At 67.4% G+C, this 14166-nt stretch carries 17 protein-coding genes, 1 tRNA gene and 1 pseudogene; 6 read left to right on the plus strand and 13 right to left on the minus strand.

Annotation, left to right across the window (positions count from 1 at the left end):
* Positions 1–207 precede the first annotated feature (207 nt).
* The 6 genes from ACFE71_RS01660 to ACFE71_RS01685 all read left to right on the plus strand — a co-directional run bounded on the left by ACFE71_RS01660 (position 208) and on the right by ACFE71_RS01685 (position 4871).
* Positions 208–438 (plus strand): hypothetical protein, encoded by a 231-nt coding sequence (locus ACFE71_RS01660; RefSeq protein WP_375427074.1) that lies wholly within the window; start codon positions 208–210, stop codon positions 436–438.
* Between the two features lie 296 nt (positions 439–734).
* The gene (gene rpsA / locus ACFE71_RS01665; protein ID WP_375427075.1) at positions 735–2432 is read left to right on the plus strand and encodes a 30S ribosomal protein S1; all 1698 of its coding nucleotides are present in this window, start codon (positions 735–737) and stop codon (positions 2430–2432) included.
* A 65-nt stretch (positions 2433–2497) separates the two neighbouring features.
* On the plus strand, positions 2498–2776 hold the full coding sequence (locus ACFE71_RS01670; RefSeq protein ID WP_375427076.1) for an integration host factor subunit beta: 279 nt from the start codon (positions 2498–2500) through the stop codon (positions 2774–2776).
* Positions 2777–2941: 165 nt separating this feature from the next.
* A tRNA-Leu gene (locus ACFE71_RS01675) sits at positions 2942–3025 on the plus strand.
* 20 nt (positions 3026–3045) lie between these two features.
* On the plus strand, positions 3046–4440 hold the full coding sequence (locus tag ACFE71_RS01680; protein WP_375427077.1) for an ABC transporter substrate-binding protein: 1395 nt from the start codon (positions 3046–3048) through the stop codon (positions 4438–4440).
* A 5-nt stretch (positions 4441–4445) separates the two neighbouring features.
* Positions 4446–4871: a DUF4112 domain-containing protein gene (locus tag ACFE71_RS01685; protein WP_375427078.1), complete on the plus strand. Its 426-nt coding sequence runs from the start codon at positions 4446–4448 to the stop codon at positions 4869–4871.
* 8 nt (positions 4872–4879) lie between these two features.
* On the opposite strand, the gene ACFE71_RS01690 is transcribed toward ACFE71_RS01685, so the two are convergent.
* The 13 genes and pseudogenes from ACFE71_RS01690 to ACFE71_RS01750 all read right to left on the minus strand — a co-directional run.
* Entirely contained in the window at positions 4880–5350 is a 471-nt protein-coding gene (locus ACFE71_RS01690; protein WP_375427079.1) for a hypothetical protein, read from the minus strand.
* Positions 5351–5382: 32 nt separating this feature from the next.
* Positions 5383–6213, minus strand: a complete 831-nt coding sequence (gene nadC / locus ACFE71_RS01695; RefSeq protein ID WP_375427080.1) for a carboxylating nicotinate-nucleotide diphosphorylase — start codon at positions 6211–6213, stop codon at positions 5383–5385.
* A 31-nt stretch (positions 6214–6244) separates the two neighbouring features.
* Complete coding sequence (gene nadA / locus ACFE71_RS01700; RefSeq protein WP_375427081.1) at positions 6245–7246, minus strand: quinolinate synthase NadA; 1002 nt, start codon at positions 7244–7246, stop codon at positions 6245–6247.
* A gap of 192 nt (positions 7247–7438) precedes the next feature.
* Positions 7439–8341 carry an MBL fold metallo-hydrolase gene (locus ACFE71_RS01705; RefSeq protein ID WP_375427082.1) on the minus strand — a complete coding sequence of 301 codons (903 nt, stop codon included), beginning with the start codon at positions 8339–8341 and terminating at the stop codon, positions 7439–7441.
* Positions 8342–8401: 60 nt separating this feature from the next.
* The gene (locus tag ACFE71_RS01710) at positions 8402–9940 is read right to left on the minus strand and encodes a M56 family metallopeptidase (RefSeq protein WP_375427083.1); all 1539 of its coding nucleotides are present in this window, start codon (positions 9938–9940) and stop codon (positions 8402–8404) included.
* On the minus strand, positions 9937–10305 hold the full coding sequence (locus tag ACFE71_RS01715) for a BlaI/MecI/CopY family transcriptional regulator (RefSeq protein WP_375427084.1): 369 nt from the start codon (positions 10303–10305) through the stop codon (positions 9937–9939). The genes ACFE71_RS01710 and ACFE71_RS01715 overlap by 4 nt, the downstream gene beginning before the upstream one ends.
* 254 nt (positions 10306–10559) lie before the next feature.
* On the minus strand, positions 10560–10889 hold the full coding sequence (gene grxD, locus ACFE71_RS01720; RefSeq protein WP_375427085.1) for a Grx4 family monothiol glutaredoxin: 330 nt from the start codon (positions 10887–10889) through the stop codon (positions 10560–10562).
* Positions 10886–11131, minus strand: a complete 246-nt coding sequence (locus ACFE71_RS01725) for a BolA/IbaG family iron-sulfur metabolism protein (protein WP_375427086.1) — start codon at positions 11129–11131, stop codon at positions 10886–10888. The genes grxD and ACFE71_RS01725 overlap by 4 nt, the downstream gene beginning before the upstream one ends.
* A gap of 4 nt (positions 11132–11135) precedes the next feature.
* On the minus strand, positions 11136–11459 hold the full coding sequence (locus ACFE71_RS01730) for a DUF1476 domain-containing protein (RefSeq protein ID WP_375427087.1): 324 nt from the start codon (positions 11457–11459) through the stop codon (positions 11136–11138).
* Positions 11460–11532: 73 nt separating this feature from the next.
* Positions 11533–12528, minus strand: coding sequence for an NADPH:quinone oxidoreductase family protein (locus tag ACFE71_RS01735; protein WP_375427088.1), 996 nt, complete (start codon positions 12526–12528; stop codon positions 11533–11535).
* 200 nt (positions 12529–12728) lie between these two features.
* A complete protein-coding gene (locus tag ACFE71_RS01740; RefSeq protein ID WP_375427089.1) occupies positions 12729–13577 on the minus strand; it encodes an N-acyl homoserine lactonase family protein in 849 nt (282 codons plus the stop codon).
* A 183-nt stretch (positions 13578–13760) separates the two neighbouring features.
* Positions 13761–13895, minus strand: coding sequence for a hypothetical protein (locus tag ACFE71_RS01745; RefSeq protein WP_375427090.1), 135 nt, complete (start codon positions 13893–13895; stop codon positions 13761–13763).
* 161 nt (positions 13896–14056) lie between these two features.
* Positions 14057–14166, minus strand: a pseudogene (locus ACFE71_RS01750) (succinyl-CoA--3-ketoacid-CoA transferase); the annotation flags it as partial.

Raw genomic sequence — 14166 nt, forward strand, 5'->3', positions numbered from 1 at the left:
TCGTGACGGAGCGGGTGGATCGCATGTTGCGGGGTGCTCCGGACGATGTGCGCAGGGCCTTCGGAGCTGCGGGACTGGCCTGACCCGGGGCGAGCGTTTCGCCGGATGCACGGCGCCGCGCCGTCGTAGATCGTCCCGGGAACGACAACGTGGTACCGTGAAGATTCCGCTGTCCTACAGGATCGGGCGCATGCCAATGTTCCCGCCATGCTCGAGTCCGATCCGCCCGATGAACCCGACGCTTCCTCCTCTTCAACCTTGGTCACGATCGTCTATCGCGGTGCGAGCGAAGGGTCGGCGGCGGTGCATCGCGCCCTCGTGGCCGCGCTCGCACGCATCGGCGTGGTCGCGGCCGCCATTTGGTCGGTGGGGAACGGTCCCCATCGTCGGTCGACCATCCCTGCCGTAATCAACGTGACGAAGACGTTCTTGGCGTGAACTTTAGTGAACTTCCGACACGCTCGCCCGCCTTGCTCCTCCACCCTCGTTCAGCTATGTCGTTCTCATCCGGCGGGTTCGTGCTCGCGGAGGTAGGCGCGGAGGCTTGTTCTCACGCGCCCTTTTCGCATCCGATGCGGTTTGCTCCTCCGACTGCACCGCCTTTCCCGGATACCGTGCCGGCATGGGGTCGTCGCGGTCGTGACAAGGCCAAGACCACCGGACCCGACCGGTTGGCCGGACAGTATCTCAAGGATTGACGACTCTTTATGGCGACCCAAGCTCCGGCTCAAGTGATGCCCACCCGCGACGATTTCTCCGCGATGCTCGATGACATGTTCGGCGGCGCCGACAGCTTTGAGGGACGCGTCGTCCACGGTACGGTGACCGCGATCGAGAACGATCTCGCCGTCATCGACGTGGGTTTGAAGTCGGAGGGCCGCGTGCCGCTCCGCGAGTTCGCCGCGCCGGGTCAGAAGGCGGACCTGAAGGTCGGTGACGAGGTCGAGGTCTATGTCGACCGCGTCGAGAACATGCACGGCGAGGCGATGCTCAGCCGCGACCGCGCCCGCCGCGAGGCCGCTTGGGACAAGCTGGAGACCGAGTTCGCCAAGCAGGCCCGCGTCGAGGGCGTGATCTTCGGCCGCGTCAAGGGCGGCTTCACCGTCGACCTGTCGGGCGCCGTCGCCTTCCTGCCGGGCAGCCAGGTCGACATCCGCCCCGTGCGCGACGTCACGCCGCTGATGGACCTGCCCCAGCCCTTCCAGATCCTGAAGATGGACCGCAAGCGCGGCAATATCGTCGTCTCGCGCCGCGCCATCCTGGAGGAGACCCGCGCCGAGCAGCGCACCGGCCTCATCCAGAGCCTCGCCGAGGGACAGATCATCGAGGGAATGGTCAAGAACATCACCGATTACGGGGCGTTTGTCGATCTCGGCGGCATCGATGGCCTGCTCCACGTCACCGACCTTAGCTACAAACGCGTCCAGCACCCCTCGGAGGTGCTGAATATCGGCGACACGGTCCGCGTCCAGATCATCCGGATCAACAAGGACACGCAGCGGATCTCGCTGGGCATGAAGCAGCTCGAGAGCGATCCGTGGGACGCGGCCTCGGTCAAGTACCCGGTCGGCGCGAAGCTGTCCGGCCGCGTGACCAACATCACCGAATACGGCGCCTTCGTCGAGCTGGAGGCGGGCATTGAGGGTCTGGTCCATGTGTCCGAGATGAGCTGGACCAAGAAGAACGTCCATCCGGGCAAGATCGTATCGACCAGCCAGGAAGTCGACGTGATGGTGCTCGAGGTCGATGGCGAGAAGCGCCGCATCTCGCTCGGCCTCAAGCAGGCGCAGAACAATCCCTGGGACGCGTTCATGGCGGCTCATCCGATCGGTTCGACCGTCGAGGGCGAGGTCAAGAACTCGACCGAGTTCGGGCTGTTCATCGGCCTCGACAACGACGTCGACGGCATGGTCCACATGTCCGACATCGCCTGGGGCGTATCGGGCGAGGACGCGCTCAATCTGCACCGCAAGGGTGAGACCGTCCAGGCCGTGGTGCTCGACATCGACCCCGAGAAGGAGCGCATCTCGCTCGGCATGAAGCAGCTCGAGCGCGGCGCTCCCGTCGCGGGCGGCGCGGCGGCGGGTCCGGGGTCCGGCCTCAACAAGAACCAGGTCGTCACCGTGACGGTCTTGGAAGTCCGCGATCCGGGCCTCGAGGTCCAGGTCGGCGACGACGGCGTCACGGGCTTCATCAAACGCATCGATCTCGGCCGCGACCGCGACGAGCAGCGGCCCGAGCGCTTCCAGGTCGGCCAGAAGCTCGATGCGATGGTGACGGGTTTCGATCGATCCAAGAAGCCGACCTTCTCCGTCAAGGCGATGCAAATTTCCGAGGAGAAACAAGCGGTGGCGCAGTATGGTTCGTCCGACTCGGGCGCGTCGCTGGGCGACATCCTGGGTGCCGCGCTCAAGGCGCGAGACAACAACTAAGGGAGGGATGGGCCGGGGCGGTGTTCGCCCCGGCCCCGGTCGACCGGGCTTGAGGGGGCTCCAAGATGATCAGGTCTGAACTAGTCGATCGGCTATGCGCCGAGCATCCCGACCTGTCGGGCCGCGAGATCGAGGCGATCATCGGCTGCTTCTTCGACACCATCTCCGCTCGTCTCGCCGCCAATGGCCGCGTGGAGCTGCGCGGCTTCGGCGCGTTCTCGACCCGCCCCCGGGACGCCCGCACCGGCCGCAACCCGCGCACCGGCGAGCATGTCGAAGTTGGAGCCAAGCGCGTTCCCTATTTCAAGCCCGGCAAGGAAATGCGCGCCCGCCTGAACGTGTAGCTCAGCCGGCTTCGCGCGAGCGGAGCTTGCGCGAAGACCCGGCGCAGGCCGGCCGACCTCGGCATGACCGAGGATCGGCGTCACGGAATCTACTCCCGTGACCCCCTCCCGATCCCGCAGACCGCTTGCAATGTCGGAGATCCTACGCTTGACCCCTGGCCGTGGGCGGACGTGGCGAAATCGGTAGACGCTGCCGACTTAAAATCGGTTTCCTTTGGAGTGCGGGTTCAAGTCCCGCCGTCCGCACCACTCTCCTTGCCCCGCTTTCGATGCTACTGGCGCTGGCGGCCTGCGACCGTCCCGCCGATACCGGCCCGGTGGTCGTCAGCGCCATCGCGGGCGAGACCGCGCCCGTCGGCGCCGCGTTGCCGATCCGCCTGCTCGTCGATGCGACCGAACAAGGCCTGGTCCGATTTGACGCCGCCGGACGGATCGAACCTGGCCTCGCCGAACGCTGGATCGTGATCGACCAAGGCACCAGCTACATCTTTCGCCTCCGCCGGGCGGAGTGGCCCGACGGCTCCCCCGTTACCGCGGCGCAGGTCGCCGCCGCCCTCACCCGCCGCCTGACCGCGCGCGCCAACCCGCTGCGCCCCTTCCTGACCGCCGTCGAAGGTGCGGTCGCGATGACGCCGCAGGTGATCCAGGTCCGGTTGAGCCGCCAACGGCCCGACCTGCTCAAGCTGTTCGCGCAGCCGGAGATGGCGATCGCCCGGGCGCGGATCGGCGGTACTGGTCCCATGCGGCTCGTCGACGACGACCCTCATCCGCTGCTCCGTCCCGCCATCGACCCCGCCCGCGCCGACCCGGCGAACCCCGTCGCGGCACGCCCGGAGGAGGACGTGCGCCTGATCGCCGAAAGCGGCGCGCTCGCGGTCGCACGCTTCGCCGCGGGTGGGTCCGCCTTGGTGTTGGGCGGCGACTTCGCCGGCTGGCCGATCGTCGCCGGCGCGGGTATTCGTCCCGCCGACCTGCGCATCGACCCGGCCACGGGCCTGTTCGGCTTCGCGGTCGTCTCGCGCCGAGGCTTCCTTGCGACCGCCGCGAACCGGGCGGCGGTGTCCCAGGCGCTCGACCGTGCCGCGATCACCGCCGCGCTGACGCCCGGATGGGAACCCGCCGACCGCATATTGCCGGACGCGCTCGACAGCGCGGTGCCACCGACCGTGCCGGAATGGACTCTGCTGACGCTCGACCAGCGCCGTGCCGCCGCGCGCGGACGAGTTCTTTCCGCCGGCCGCCCGGTCCGGCTGCGGATCGCGTTGCCGCGCGGACCGGGGGCCACCATCCTTTACGGGCGGGTGGCGGGGTCGCTGCTGGCGGTCGGCGTCACGCCGGAGCGGGTCGGGTGGTCGGCGCCCGCCGAACTGCGCCTGATCGACGAGGTCGCGCCCTATGACAGCGCGCGCTGGTATCTCGTCGGCGCATGCCGGCCATGCGGTCCCGCAGCGACCACGGCACTGATGGCCGCGCGCGATGCGCCCGACATGGCAACGCGGGCGCGGGAGATCGCGGCGGTGGACCGGTTGGTCGACGCCGATGCGGCGTTCATCCCGATCGCCCGGCCGCTGCGCTGGTCGCTGGTCGCGCCCCGGTTGGGACGGTGGCGGCCCAACGCACGGGCATGGCATCCGTTGAACCGGCTCCGCGCCGCGCCCAGATAGCTGGCATGGAACGCCGCCTCGACCCCACCATCTTCGACCGCCTCCCGCTCGGTCGCGACCCCGCCGCGGTCCGCCTCCGGATCGAGACCATGGAGCGGCTGCTCGAGCGCCTGTTCGTCGTGCCAGGCATCAATCGACCGATCGGGCTCGACACGCTGATCGGCTTCGTACCGGTCGTAGGCGACCTCGCCGGCGCGGGCCTGGGTGCGTGGTTGGTGTGGGAGGCGCGGAATCTGGGGCTGTCCAAGTTCAAGCTCGCGCGCATGGCGGGGAATGTGGGGCTTGATACGGTGATTGGACTGGTACCGTTCGTGGGCGATGCCGCCGATTTTCTGTTCCGATCGAACACCCGCAACCTGCGCATGCTCAAACGCCACCTCGACAAGCATCATCCCGCGACCGTCGTCGTCGAGGGTCGCGCCGAGCGTTGATCGTCAAGTCAGACCGGTTGCCGTTCGGTTTCGTCCGCCTCGCCGAACCACGTCCGGGAGGCGGATGTGAACAAGGCGGCCGCGGCGATCATCGTTAGGACCGCCGCCGCGGCGGCCGCTCCGTGCGACAACGGATGCAGGGTGCGGCCCAACGCCAGCCCGCCGAGCAGGATGGCGAGCTGAACGCCGCTCAGCACCGCGGTCAGCACGGCCAGCCACCGGCCCGCTCCGCTCGCCCGCCGCGTCACCAGGAACCAGACGATCACCGTCCACGCGATCGTGATCGCGACGCCGGCGACCTGCGTCCAGTCGACGACGACCGCGCCGAACGGGTTCGCACGCAATGCCGGGTCCACCGCGAACCTCGCCCGTATGCCGTGCTGGACACGATCCCAGGAGAGATAGGCGGCGATTAGCGACAGCAGCGCGGACGTCCACCACATCCGCTCGAACCGGACGATCGACGGTGGTCTGTGCATATGACTCCTTTTCCTCCCGCGTGGTGGCGCGGTCAGACGGTGAAGTCGAGGCCGATATCGGCGGCCGGGGCCGACTGCGTCAGCCGCCCGACCGAGATGAATGTCACTCCCGTCTCGGCGATGGCGCGAATCGTGGCGAGCGTGACGCCGCCCGACGCCTCGGTCGGAACGCGACCGTCCACGGCCGCGACCGCTTCGATCAGGACAGCAGGGGCCATGTTGTCGAGCAGCAGGTGCGTGGCGCCCGCATCCAAGGCGGCGGCGATCTGATCGATCCGGTCCACCTCGACGATGATGTCGGCGATCCCGGCGGCGCGGGCGCGGCGGACCGCTTCGGCGACGCCGCCCGCGACCGCGACGTGGTTGTCCTTGATCATCGCCGCATCCCACAATCCCATGCGGTGATTGCGCGCGCCGCCGGTGCGGGTCGCGTATTTCTCCAGGACGCGCAGGCCCGGGATCGTCTTGCGCGTGTCGAGCAGCGTCGCGCCCGTGCCCGCGATCGCATCGACATGCGCCCGGGTGAGCGTGGCGATGCCCGACAAGTGTTGGACCGTGTTGAGCGCCGAACGCTCTGCGGTGAGCAGCGCGCGTGCGCGGCCGTGCAGGCGGAGCAGCTCGGTTCCGGGCTCGAGGCGCGCGCCGTCCTCGACCAAACGCTCGATCCGGACCTCAGGGTCGAGATGACGGAAGAACGCTTCGGCGATGTTCAAGCCGGCGACGGTTATCGCGTCGCGGCTGTCCATGACACCGCTGAACGCAGCATCCACAGGAACGACCGCATCCGAAGTGATGTCACCCGTTTCGCCCAGATCCTCGGCCAGGGTGGACCGCACGAAACGGTCGAGATCGAACCCGATCATATATCCGCCCAGACTTCGCCCCCCGCCACCGTCAATCCCCCGTCACCCGCACCGGCCCGAGATCGCCCTGCCCGACCGTCCCGCTCGCCATGGCGAGCATCGCGTCGAGGCTCCGCTTGGCGCGGAGGCGCAAGGACTCCTCGATCTCGATCCTCGGCTGCAGATCGCGGAGCGCGAAGCAAAGCTTCTCCATGTCGTTAAGCGCCATGTACGGGCAAATGTTGCAGTTGCAGTTGCCGTCCGCGCCCGGCGCGCCGATGAATCGCTTGTCCGGCATCGCCTTTTCCATCTGGTGGATGATGTGGGGCTCCGTCGCGACGATCAGCGTATCGCCGGGCATCGCGTTCGCGAACTCCAGGATGCCGCGCGTCGATCCGACATAGTCGGCATGGTCCAGGATCACCGCCGGACACTCCGGATGCGCCGCCACCGGCGCACCGGGATATAGCGCCTGCAATTTCATCAGCTCGGTCTCGCTGAACGCCTCGTGGACGATGCATACCCCCGGCCAGAGCAGCATGTCGCGCCCGGTCTTGCGCACGAGATAGCCGCCCAGATTGCGGTCCGGGCCGAAGATGATTGGCTGATCGACGGGGATCTGCGACAGGATTTTCTCGGCCGACGATGAAGTGACGATGATGTCGGACAGCGCCTTCACCTCGGTCGAACAATTGATGTAGGTGAGCGCGATGTGACCGGGATGACGCGCGCGGAACGCCGCGAACTGATCGGGTGGGCACGAATCCTCGAGCGAGCAGCCCGCGTCCATGTCGGGCAGCACGACTATCTTGTCGGGCGACAGGATCTTGGCGGTCTGCGCCATGAAGCGCACGCCGCAAAAGGCGATAACGTCGGCGTTCGTCTCCGCCGCGCGACGGCTGAGGTCGAGGCTGTCGCCGACGAAGTCCGCCAGATCCTGAAGCTCGGGCTTCTGATAGTAATGCGCAAGGATCACCGCGTTGCGCTCATGGCGCAAACGGTCGATCTCCGCGCGAAGATCGAGGCCGGTGAGGTTCAGGTCGATGGCGGTCATTCGCGTTCCTCGGCGGTAATCTCTTCGAGCGACCTACTTAGGTCCCGTGGCTGGCCGTTTTGAGTGGCCTGGCCGACATGGATCATCGGTCCGTCGCTCTCCGGTTAAGGTCTTCGGTCCGGGTTTGAATATGTCGGGGAGCGGAAAGGCGATGCTTCCCAATGGGATCGCGCGGAGGCCGATGGTTTTGCATCACTCCGCCGTCGCCGGGGCGGCGTCGGTCGATTCCCACCTCGCTCCTTCTCTCGTCGCCTCGCCCCAGACCAGTTCACGCGCCTGAAGGTCGAGCAGATGGGCGAGCACCGACCGCTCGGCGGCGAGCAGCAGGCGCGGGTCCAGGCCGACATACATCCGTTTCGTTATGGCGGTGACCGTCAGCGCCTCCGTACCGAGCAGCCGCATGATCTGCCCCTCGCGCTGTTTTCGATGGCCGAGCAGGCCGCGCACCCAGCGTCGGGGATTGTCGACCTGGTCGCCATGACCGGGGTAATAGACGCGGTCGTCGCGCGCGAGCAGCTTCTCCAGGCTTGCCATGTACGCCGTCATGCTACCGTCGGGCGGCGAGACCACGCTGGTCGACCAACCCATCACGTGATCGCCCGAGAAGAGCGCCGTACCATCCTCTCCCGACCGCTCCAGCGCGAAGGCGAGATGGTTGGCGCTGTGGCCGGGGGTGGCGATCGCGCGCAACGTCCAGCCCTCCCCTTCCACGGTCTCGCCGTCCGCCAAGACGCGCTCGGGTGCGTAGTCGGGATCGAAGGCGGCGTCGGCGCGCGGACCATCACCGCTCACATGCGACGGAGCCGCGCCGACGATCGGCGCGCCCGTCGCCGTTGCCAACGCACGCGTGGCGGGACTGTGATCGCGGTGGTGGTGGGTGACGAGGATCGCCGACACCGGACGGCCGTCGATCGCACGCAGGAGCGCCGCCAGATGCGCCGGATCGTCCGGCCCGGGGTCAATCACGGCGAGCGCTCGCACGCCGATGATGTGGGACTGCGTACCGGTATGCGTGAAGGGCGACGGGTTCGGCGCGAGCACCCGCGTCACGAGCGGCTCGAGCGGTATCGCGATGCCGGTCGGGGGTGCGGGCATGGTCGACGATGTGCCGGGTCAGGATAAGGATGGCAACTCCCTCATCAGCGGACGGGGCCGCTAGCCCGGCTTGGCTAAATTGTTCTCGATCTCGCGGATCCCTTGTTCGACGCCCTCACGCGCCCGACGCTTCTGCTCGCCGGAGAGATGAGGGTCGGCGTCGATCGCGGTGCGCGCGCCGCGCAGGCCGAAGAGCGCGGCCGCCAGCCCACCGCGTCCGATCTCGCCGGCCTCGGTCGCGGCACGGGAGGCCTGGTCGGCGACACGCCCGATCCGGTCGATGCAGATGATCGTGACCGGCTTGCCGTCCCGCATTTCGCGGCGGACCAGCGGGCGATCACCTCGGCCGCAGCTTTGCTCCAAAACCTCCGATATCGACGACAGGTCGAATTCGCGGCCGTTGCGGGTGCGGACGATACGATAGACGGCCTGTCCATCGCGGGTCCGGATCACCGTGACCTGGCGCGTCCCATCGACTGCCGGCACGGGTGGAACGGGCGGCGCGGGCGGAACCGAGGGCAGCGGAGGAGTGGGTGGCACCGGCGGGATCGCAGCTAGGGACCGCGGAACGAACGCGACGGGCGCTTCGACTTGAGCCGGAACGATCGGCGGCACCGGCGCGCTCGGTACGTCGATCGGGCTCCAGTCGAGTTTGGCGGTCGTCAAGTCCAACCCGATCGTCGCGCCGACGCCCTCCCTCATGGTAGCGGCGGCACCGCTTCCGGATGCGGTAAGCGCCAGCGTCGGAACGGCGAACAGCGCGACGCCGGCGATGCCGGTGCGCAGACGGCGCGGCGAAGGCGGATCGGCTTTCAACATACGGATGCGTCCTTTCAGGTCGGAAACGGAGCGGAGGTGACAGGCTGCGGCGTGACCGTACCCGCTCGCCGCCTTGACGATCGCACGCGCGTAGGCGTGGACGGCGTCGGACCCGCACTCGGCGAGGACATGCGCATCGTTGGCCAACTCCTGATCGGTGCGGAACGCGCGGTGCGCGATCCAGGCGAGCGGGTTCCACCAATGGACCGCGAGCACGAGCAGCGCGACCCAGTTGGCGAGAAGGTCTCCGCGCGCATGGTGGCCGAGTTCATGCGCGATGGCGAGCGCCCGCTCGTCCGCGTCGTAGACGCGATCCAAATCGGTGGGCATGGCGACGTGCGGACGCAATACCCCGAAGGCGAGCGGGCCGGGCGCGACGGCGCTTCGCACCACCCGGACACGACCGATGCGGGCCAGATCGTCATGACCGCGCAGGATGCGGGCGCGAAACAGGGCGTAGCGGACCAAGTGCCAGCCCAGAAAAGCCGCCCCGCCGATAAGCCAGAGCAGCAGGACAACGTTCGCGGCGGCGACTTCCTCGGCGGTGACGGCCGTATCGAGGAAATGGATCACGAGTTCGCCGACCCGACTGATCGGGGTGGTCGCGATGTCGCGCCGCCATTCGGGCATCGGCGGAAGCACGAGACGGAGCGCGGGCAGCGCCCAAAGCGCATAGGCGACGGTGGGGCCGAACAGGCGGCGTGTGGGTTCGCGGAGAAGAAGCACCACTCCGATCAGAAGTGTGGAGCCAAGCGCCGCCTCGACCAACCAGCCGATCATTTTTTCAGGTCTCGGAGAAGCGCCTCGATCTCGGCGATGTCGGCGTCGCTGAGCTGGTCGCGTTCGGCTAGGTGCGCGACGAGCGGGATGAGCCTGCCGCCGAAAAGCCGATCCATGAGCCGCTTGGATTCGCCCGCGACGTAGTCGCCGCGTTCGATCGCGGGGCGATATAGATAACGACGGCCGTCCTCCTCGGCAGAGATCGCGGTCTTGGCCAACAGTCGGCCGAGCAGGGTCTTGACCGTGTTGCCACTCCATCCGCGCGCGGGGTCGACGCGCTCGACCACCTCCTGCGCGGTCAATGGCGACCGGACCCAGAGCACCTCCATGACCGCATGCTCGGCGTCGCTGATCCGTTCGGCCACCTACTCGCTCCTTAACTGACTACAAGCGTAGTTAACATCGATCACATGTGTAGTCAAGCGCGATGGCACCTGTCGGTCGCGTTTACGTTCCAGAAGACCGGGTGCGCGATCTCAACGGTCGAACGATAGGAGCACACGCATTTCGCCCACCGGCACGTCGAATACGTGAGCATCGTCAGCTGAAGGCCCTAGAGCCTCACCAGGATAGATCGGCAGCGTATCCGGTCGCGTGTAAAGCCACCCTGATCCGGCCATCAGGCCAAGGGTATCACCTGCTTCTCGAACAACTCCTTCAGTTCGCCCGACTCGTACATCTCCATCATGATGTCCGACCCGCCGACGAACTCGCCGCCGACATAAAGCTGAGGGATCGTCGGCCAGTCGCTATACGCCTTGATGCCTTGGCGGACACCTTGGTCCTGCAGCACGTCGACGGTCTCGAAATCGACGTTGAGATGCTGGAGAATCGCGATCGCCCGGCTGGAAAAGCCGCATTGGGGGAAGAGCGCGGTGCCCTTCATGAACAACACGACGGGCTTCGCCTTCACGAGCGCGTCGATGCGGGTCTGGTCGGGGTCGGTCATGAGTATCGGTCCTTGGGGACGGAAGTGGTCAGTTGAAGCGCATGTAGGGTCGTGCCCATGCGATCGCCAAGGGCCGCATAGACGGCGCGGGTCTGCTGTACGCGGCTGAGCCCCACGAAGCTCGCCGCGACGACCCGCGCGGCGTAATGGTCGCCGTCGCCGGCAAGGTCGGTGATCTCGACCTGCGCATCGGGGATGGCGGCGCGGATCATGGCTTCGATGTCGGTTGCGGCCATCGGCATGACGTCAGCGCGCCTCCAACAACTGGCGGCGCGCCTCGACCAGTTGCTCGTCGAGCGCCCGGCGGACGGCGGCGTCGTCCACCTCCACACCCGCGGCCGCCAGATCGCCGATCAGCTTGCGCGCCACGTCGTCATCGCCCGCTTCCTCGAAATCGGCCTGGACGACGGACTTGGCGTAGCTGTCCGCCTCGGCGGGGGTAAGCTGCATCAACCCGGCCGCCCACTGCCCGACCAGCTTGTTGCGGCGGGCCGCGATACGGAACGCCATCTCGCCGTCGCGCGTGAACTCCGCCTCGTGCGCACGCTCGCGTTCGTCGAAGATGGTCATGCGCGCGCTCCCTTGTTGCTCACGTTCGAGATAGGCCGGGGGCGGGAGGGAGGCAACGGCCCCACCGCTCGTCTCACATCTCCACCACCAACTTTCCGATCGCGCCGCGCGCGGCCATCTTCGCGATGGCGTCTCCGCCGCGTTCCAGCGGGAACGTCTCGGTCACTCGGGGACTTATGCGGTCCTGCTCCCACAGGCGGAACAGATGGTCGATGTGGGCTTGGTTGGCGGCCGGGTCGCGCGCGGCGAACGCGCCCCAGAAGACGCCGCAGACGTCGCAACTCTTGAGCAGGGTCAGGTTGAGCGGGAGTTTGGGGATGCCGGCCGGGAAGCCGACCACCAAGTAGCGGCCCTCCCAGGCGATCGAGCGGAGTGCCGGCTCGGCGTAATCGCCGCCGACCGGATCGTAGATGACGTCCGCGCCGTTCTTGCCGACGGCGGCCTTGAACCGTTCGGCAAGCGCCTTGGACTGGTCCTTGTCGAACGGCGCGCGAGCATAGACGATCGTGTCGTCCGCTCCGGCCCGCTTCGCGGCCTTCGCCTTCTCCTCGGACGACACGGCGGCGACCACGCGCGCGCCGAACGCCTTGCCGAGCTCGATCGCGGCTAGCCCGACGCCGCCCGCCGCGCCGAGCACGAGGAGCGTCTGCCCGTCCTTGAGGTGACCGCGGTCGAGGAGCGCGTGAATGGTGGTGCCGTATGTCAGGACCAGCGATGCGCCCTCGGCGAAGCTGCGACCCTCGGGCACGCGGAACATTCGGCTGGGGTCGATCGCGATCCGTTCCGCGAGGCCGCCATTGCCGATCGTGCCCATGATCCGGTCGCCAACGCCCCAACCGGTCACGCCTTCCCCGACGCTCTCGACCAACCCCGCGATCTCGCCGCCGGGAGCGAACGGGCGCGGCGGCTTGAATTGGTATTTGTCCTCGATGATCAGGACATCCGGGTAGTTGATCGCGCACGCCTTGACCACGACGACCACCTGGCCGGGCCCGGCGGTGGGATCGGGAAGCTCGGTCAGCTCCAACGTGTCAGGTCCACCGACCGCCTTCGACAGCAACGCCCGCATGTTCACCCACTCCCGTCGGCCAGGGGCGATGCTCGGCGACCATCCCCGGAACCTTGTTATCCTTCCCTACCTTGCCAGCGTCAGGCCGATCTCGTCCAGTCTTTCGAACCAGCGACGGCGGAACGGGTCGGGCCGGCCCAGGTCCATATCGGCCGCGCCGTCGGTGTCGGCGCGACCCCCGACGCCGACGACAGACAGCGTCAGTCGGCGGCGGCCGGGAACGCGGGCAGCTTGCCGACATCGCGCGGATCGTGCTGGATGACCACCGTCGCCTTCATATTGCGCGCCATGGCCTTGAATCGGTCGAGCGACGCGATCGTATCGGCGCGATCGGTGTTGAAGCCCGGAACGCCGCCCGTATCGTAATTCTCTTGGAAATGCGCGAGGTCGCCGGTCAGCAGGATGGGGCCCTTTGCTTTCAGCTTCACCAGGAGCGAGTGATGGCCCGGCGTATGGCCCGGCATGTCCAGCATGACGACGCTGCCGTCGCCGAACACGTCCAGGTCGCCCCGGACCTGCTCGACCTTGCCGCCACCCGAGATCCAGTGTGCGACCGGCGCGGGATCGGGCGCGCCGAACCCGGTCGAGGCGGGCGCGGCCGTCAGCGCGGCCCAGTCGCCTCGCCCGATCAGCAACGTCGCGCCGGGAAAGTCGCGCGCTTGGCCGGTATGGTCGCCGTGATGGTGGCTTACCCCGACGCGGGTTACCTGCGCGGGAATGATGTTCAATGCGCGGAGCTGCTCGACGACCGTCGCGTTCAGCGCGATTGGCGACTGCGGATCGGTCTTGGTCGCGACGGGATAGCCGGTGTCCCACAGCATCAGCTCGTCACCGTGACGGATCAGGTAGCAGCTGGCGACGAGCGACTTCTTCACGCCCTCATAGGCGCGTGTATCCGAAAAGATCGCGATGTCGCGCGGCTGCTTGGTCGCGCCGCAATCGAGGCGGGTGAGCGTGACCCGGACGGGCGGATCCTTCCCACCCGCAGCGAACGCGGCCACTCCGCTGCCCAGACATCCCAATACCAACGCCGCCAACGCACGCTTCATGTTCTTCTCCCCTTCGGATCCCGTACCCGGTGCGAGCGTTCGCCGCCATCGCGAATGACAGCGGGAGCTCGCGACCGCCCGGCCCCGGAGGACCGCGGGCTGGTGACCTCCAAGGCGAGAGCGCGGTCGACATGGAGGTGGCGGCTTTCATCGTCGCGACGCTCGACGACATACGGGTCCGAGCTAGTTACGCGATCGTTGCGCCTTGATCCATCGGTCGCCATCCTTGATCAACCTGGCCTCATTGGCGGCCCGTATCACGTCCGCCGGAACCATGATCTTTAAGCCATAAGCGGCATCAATCAGGTAATCGCGCATGACCTTTCAACCTTGCTCCCAGGTATACTCGAAACGCTGGATCAGGCCTTCGCGCTCCAGCATGGATGGCTGTCCTGCGCATAAAGCGAAGACGGCCTCGCGCAGAAGTGTTAGCGCGCGGCGGTAACTCTCGAACCGCTGCCTTCTCCGGGTAACCGACATCAGCCCTCGTACCGCGCCGTGGTCTTTGCCGCCACCTCTTCGGCGCTCACCTCGGGCGCGAGTTCGATCAGCTCGAACGACGACGCGTGATCCGGTCGGCTGAACACGG

Source organism: uncultured Sphingomonas sp. (assembly GCF_964237155.1).
GTDB lineage: Bacteria > Pseudomonadota > Alphaproteobacteria > Sphingomonadales > Sphingomonadaceae > Sphingomonas.

Coding starts and splice junctions, on each gene's coding strand:
- ACFE71_RS01660 (WP_375427074.1), top strand. CDS start 208: ATGCTCGAGTCCGATCCGCCCGATGAACCCGACGCTTCCTCCTCTTCA.
- rpsA (WP_375427075.1), top strand. CDS start 735: ATGCCCACCCGCGACGATTTCTCCGCGATGCTCGATGACATGTTCGGC.
- ACFE71_RS01670 (WP_375427076.1), top strand. CDS start 2,498: ATGATCAGGTCTGAACTAGTCGATCGGCTATGCGCCGAGCATCCCGAC.
- ACFE71_RS01680 (WP_375427077.1), top strand. CDS start 3,046: ATGCTACTGGCGCTGGCGGCCTGCGACCGTCCCGCCGATACCGGCCCG.
- ACFE71_RS01685 (WP_375427078.1), top strand. CDS start 4,446: ATGGAACGCCGCCTCGACCCCACCATCTTCGACCGCCTCCCGCTCGGT.
- ACFE71_RS01690 (WP_375427079.1), bottom strand. CDS start 5,350: ATGCACAGACCACCGTCGATCGTCCGGTTCGAGCGGATGTGGTGGACG.
- nadC (WP_375427080.1), bottom strand. CDS start 6,213: ATGATCGGGTTCGATCTCGACCGTTTCGTGCGGTCCACCCTGGCCGAG.
- nadA (WP_375427081.1), bottom strand. CDS start 7,246: ATGACCGCCATCGACCTGAACCTCACCGGCCTCGATCTTCGCGCGGAG.
- ACFE71_RS01705 (WP_375427082.1), bottom strand. CDS start 8,341: ATGCCCGCACCCCCGACCGGCATCGCGATACCGCTCGAGCCGCTCGTG.
- ACFE71_RS01710 (WP_375427083.1), bottom strand. CDS start 9,940: ATGATCGGCTGGTTGGTCGAGGCGGCGCTTGGCTCCACACTTCTGATC.
- grxD (WP_375427085.1), bottom strand. CDS start 10,889: ATGACCGACCCCGACCAGACCCGCATCGACGCGCTCGTGAAGGCGAAG.
- ACFE71_RS01725 (WP_375427086.1), bottom strand. CDS start 11,131: ATGCCGATGGCCGCAACCGACATCGAAGCCATGATCCGCGCCGCCATC.
- ACFE71_RS01730 (WP_375427087.1), bottom strand. CDS start 11,459: ATGACCATCTTCGACGAACGCGAGCGTGCGCACGAGGCGGAGTTCACG.
- ACFE71_RS01735 (WP_375427088.1), bottom strand. CDS start 12,528: ATGCGGGCGTTGCTGTCGAAGGCGGTCGGTGGACCTGACACGTTGGAG.
- ACFE71_RS01740 (WP_375427089.1), bottom strand. CDS start 13,577: ATGAAGCGTGCGTTGGCGGCGTTGGTATTGGGATGTCTGGGCAGCGGA.
- ACFE71_RS01745 (WP_375427090.1), bottom strand. CDS start 13,895: ATGCGCGATTACCTGATTGATGCCGCTTATGGCTTAAAGATCATGGTT.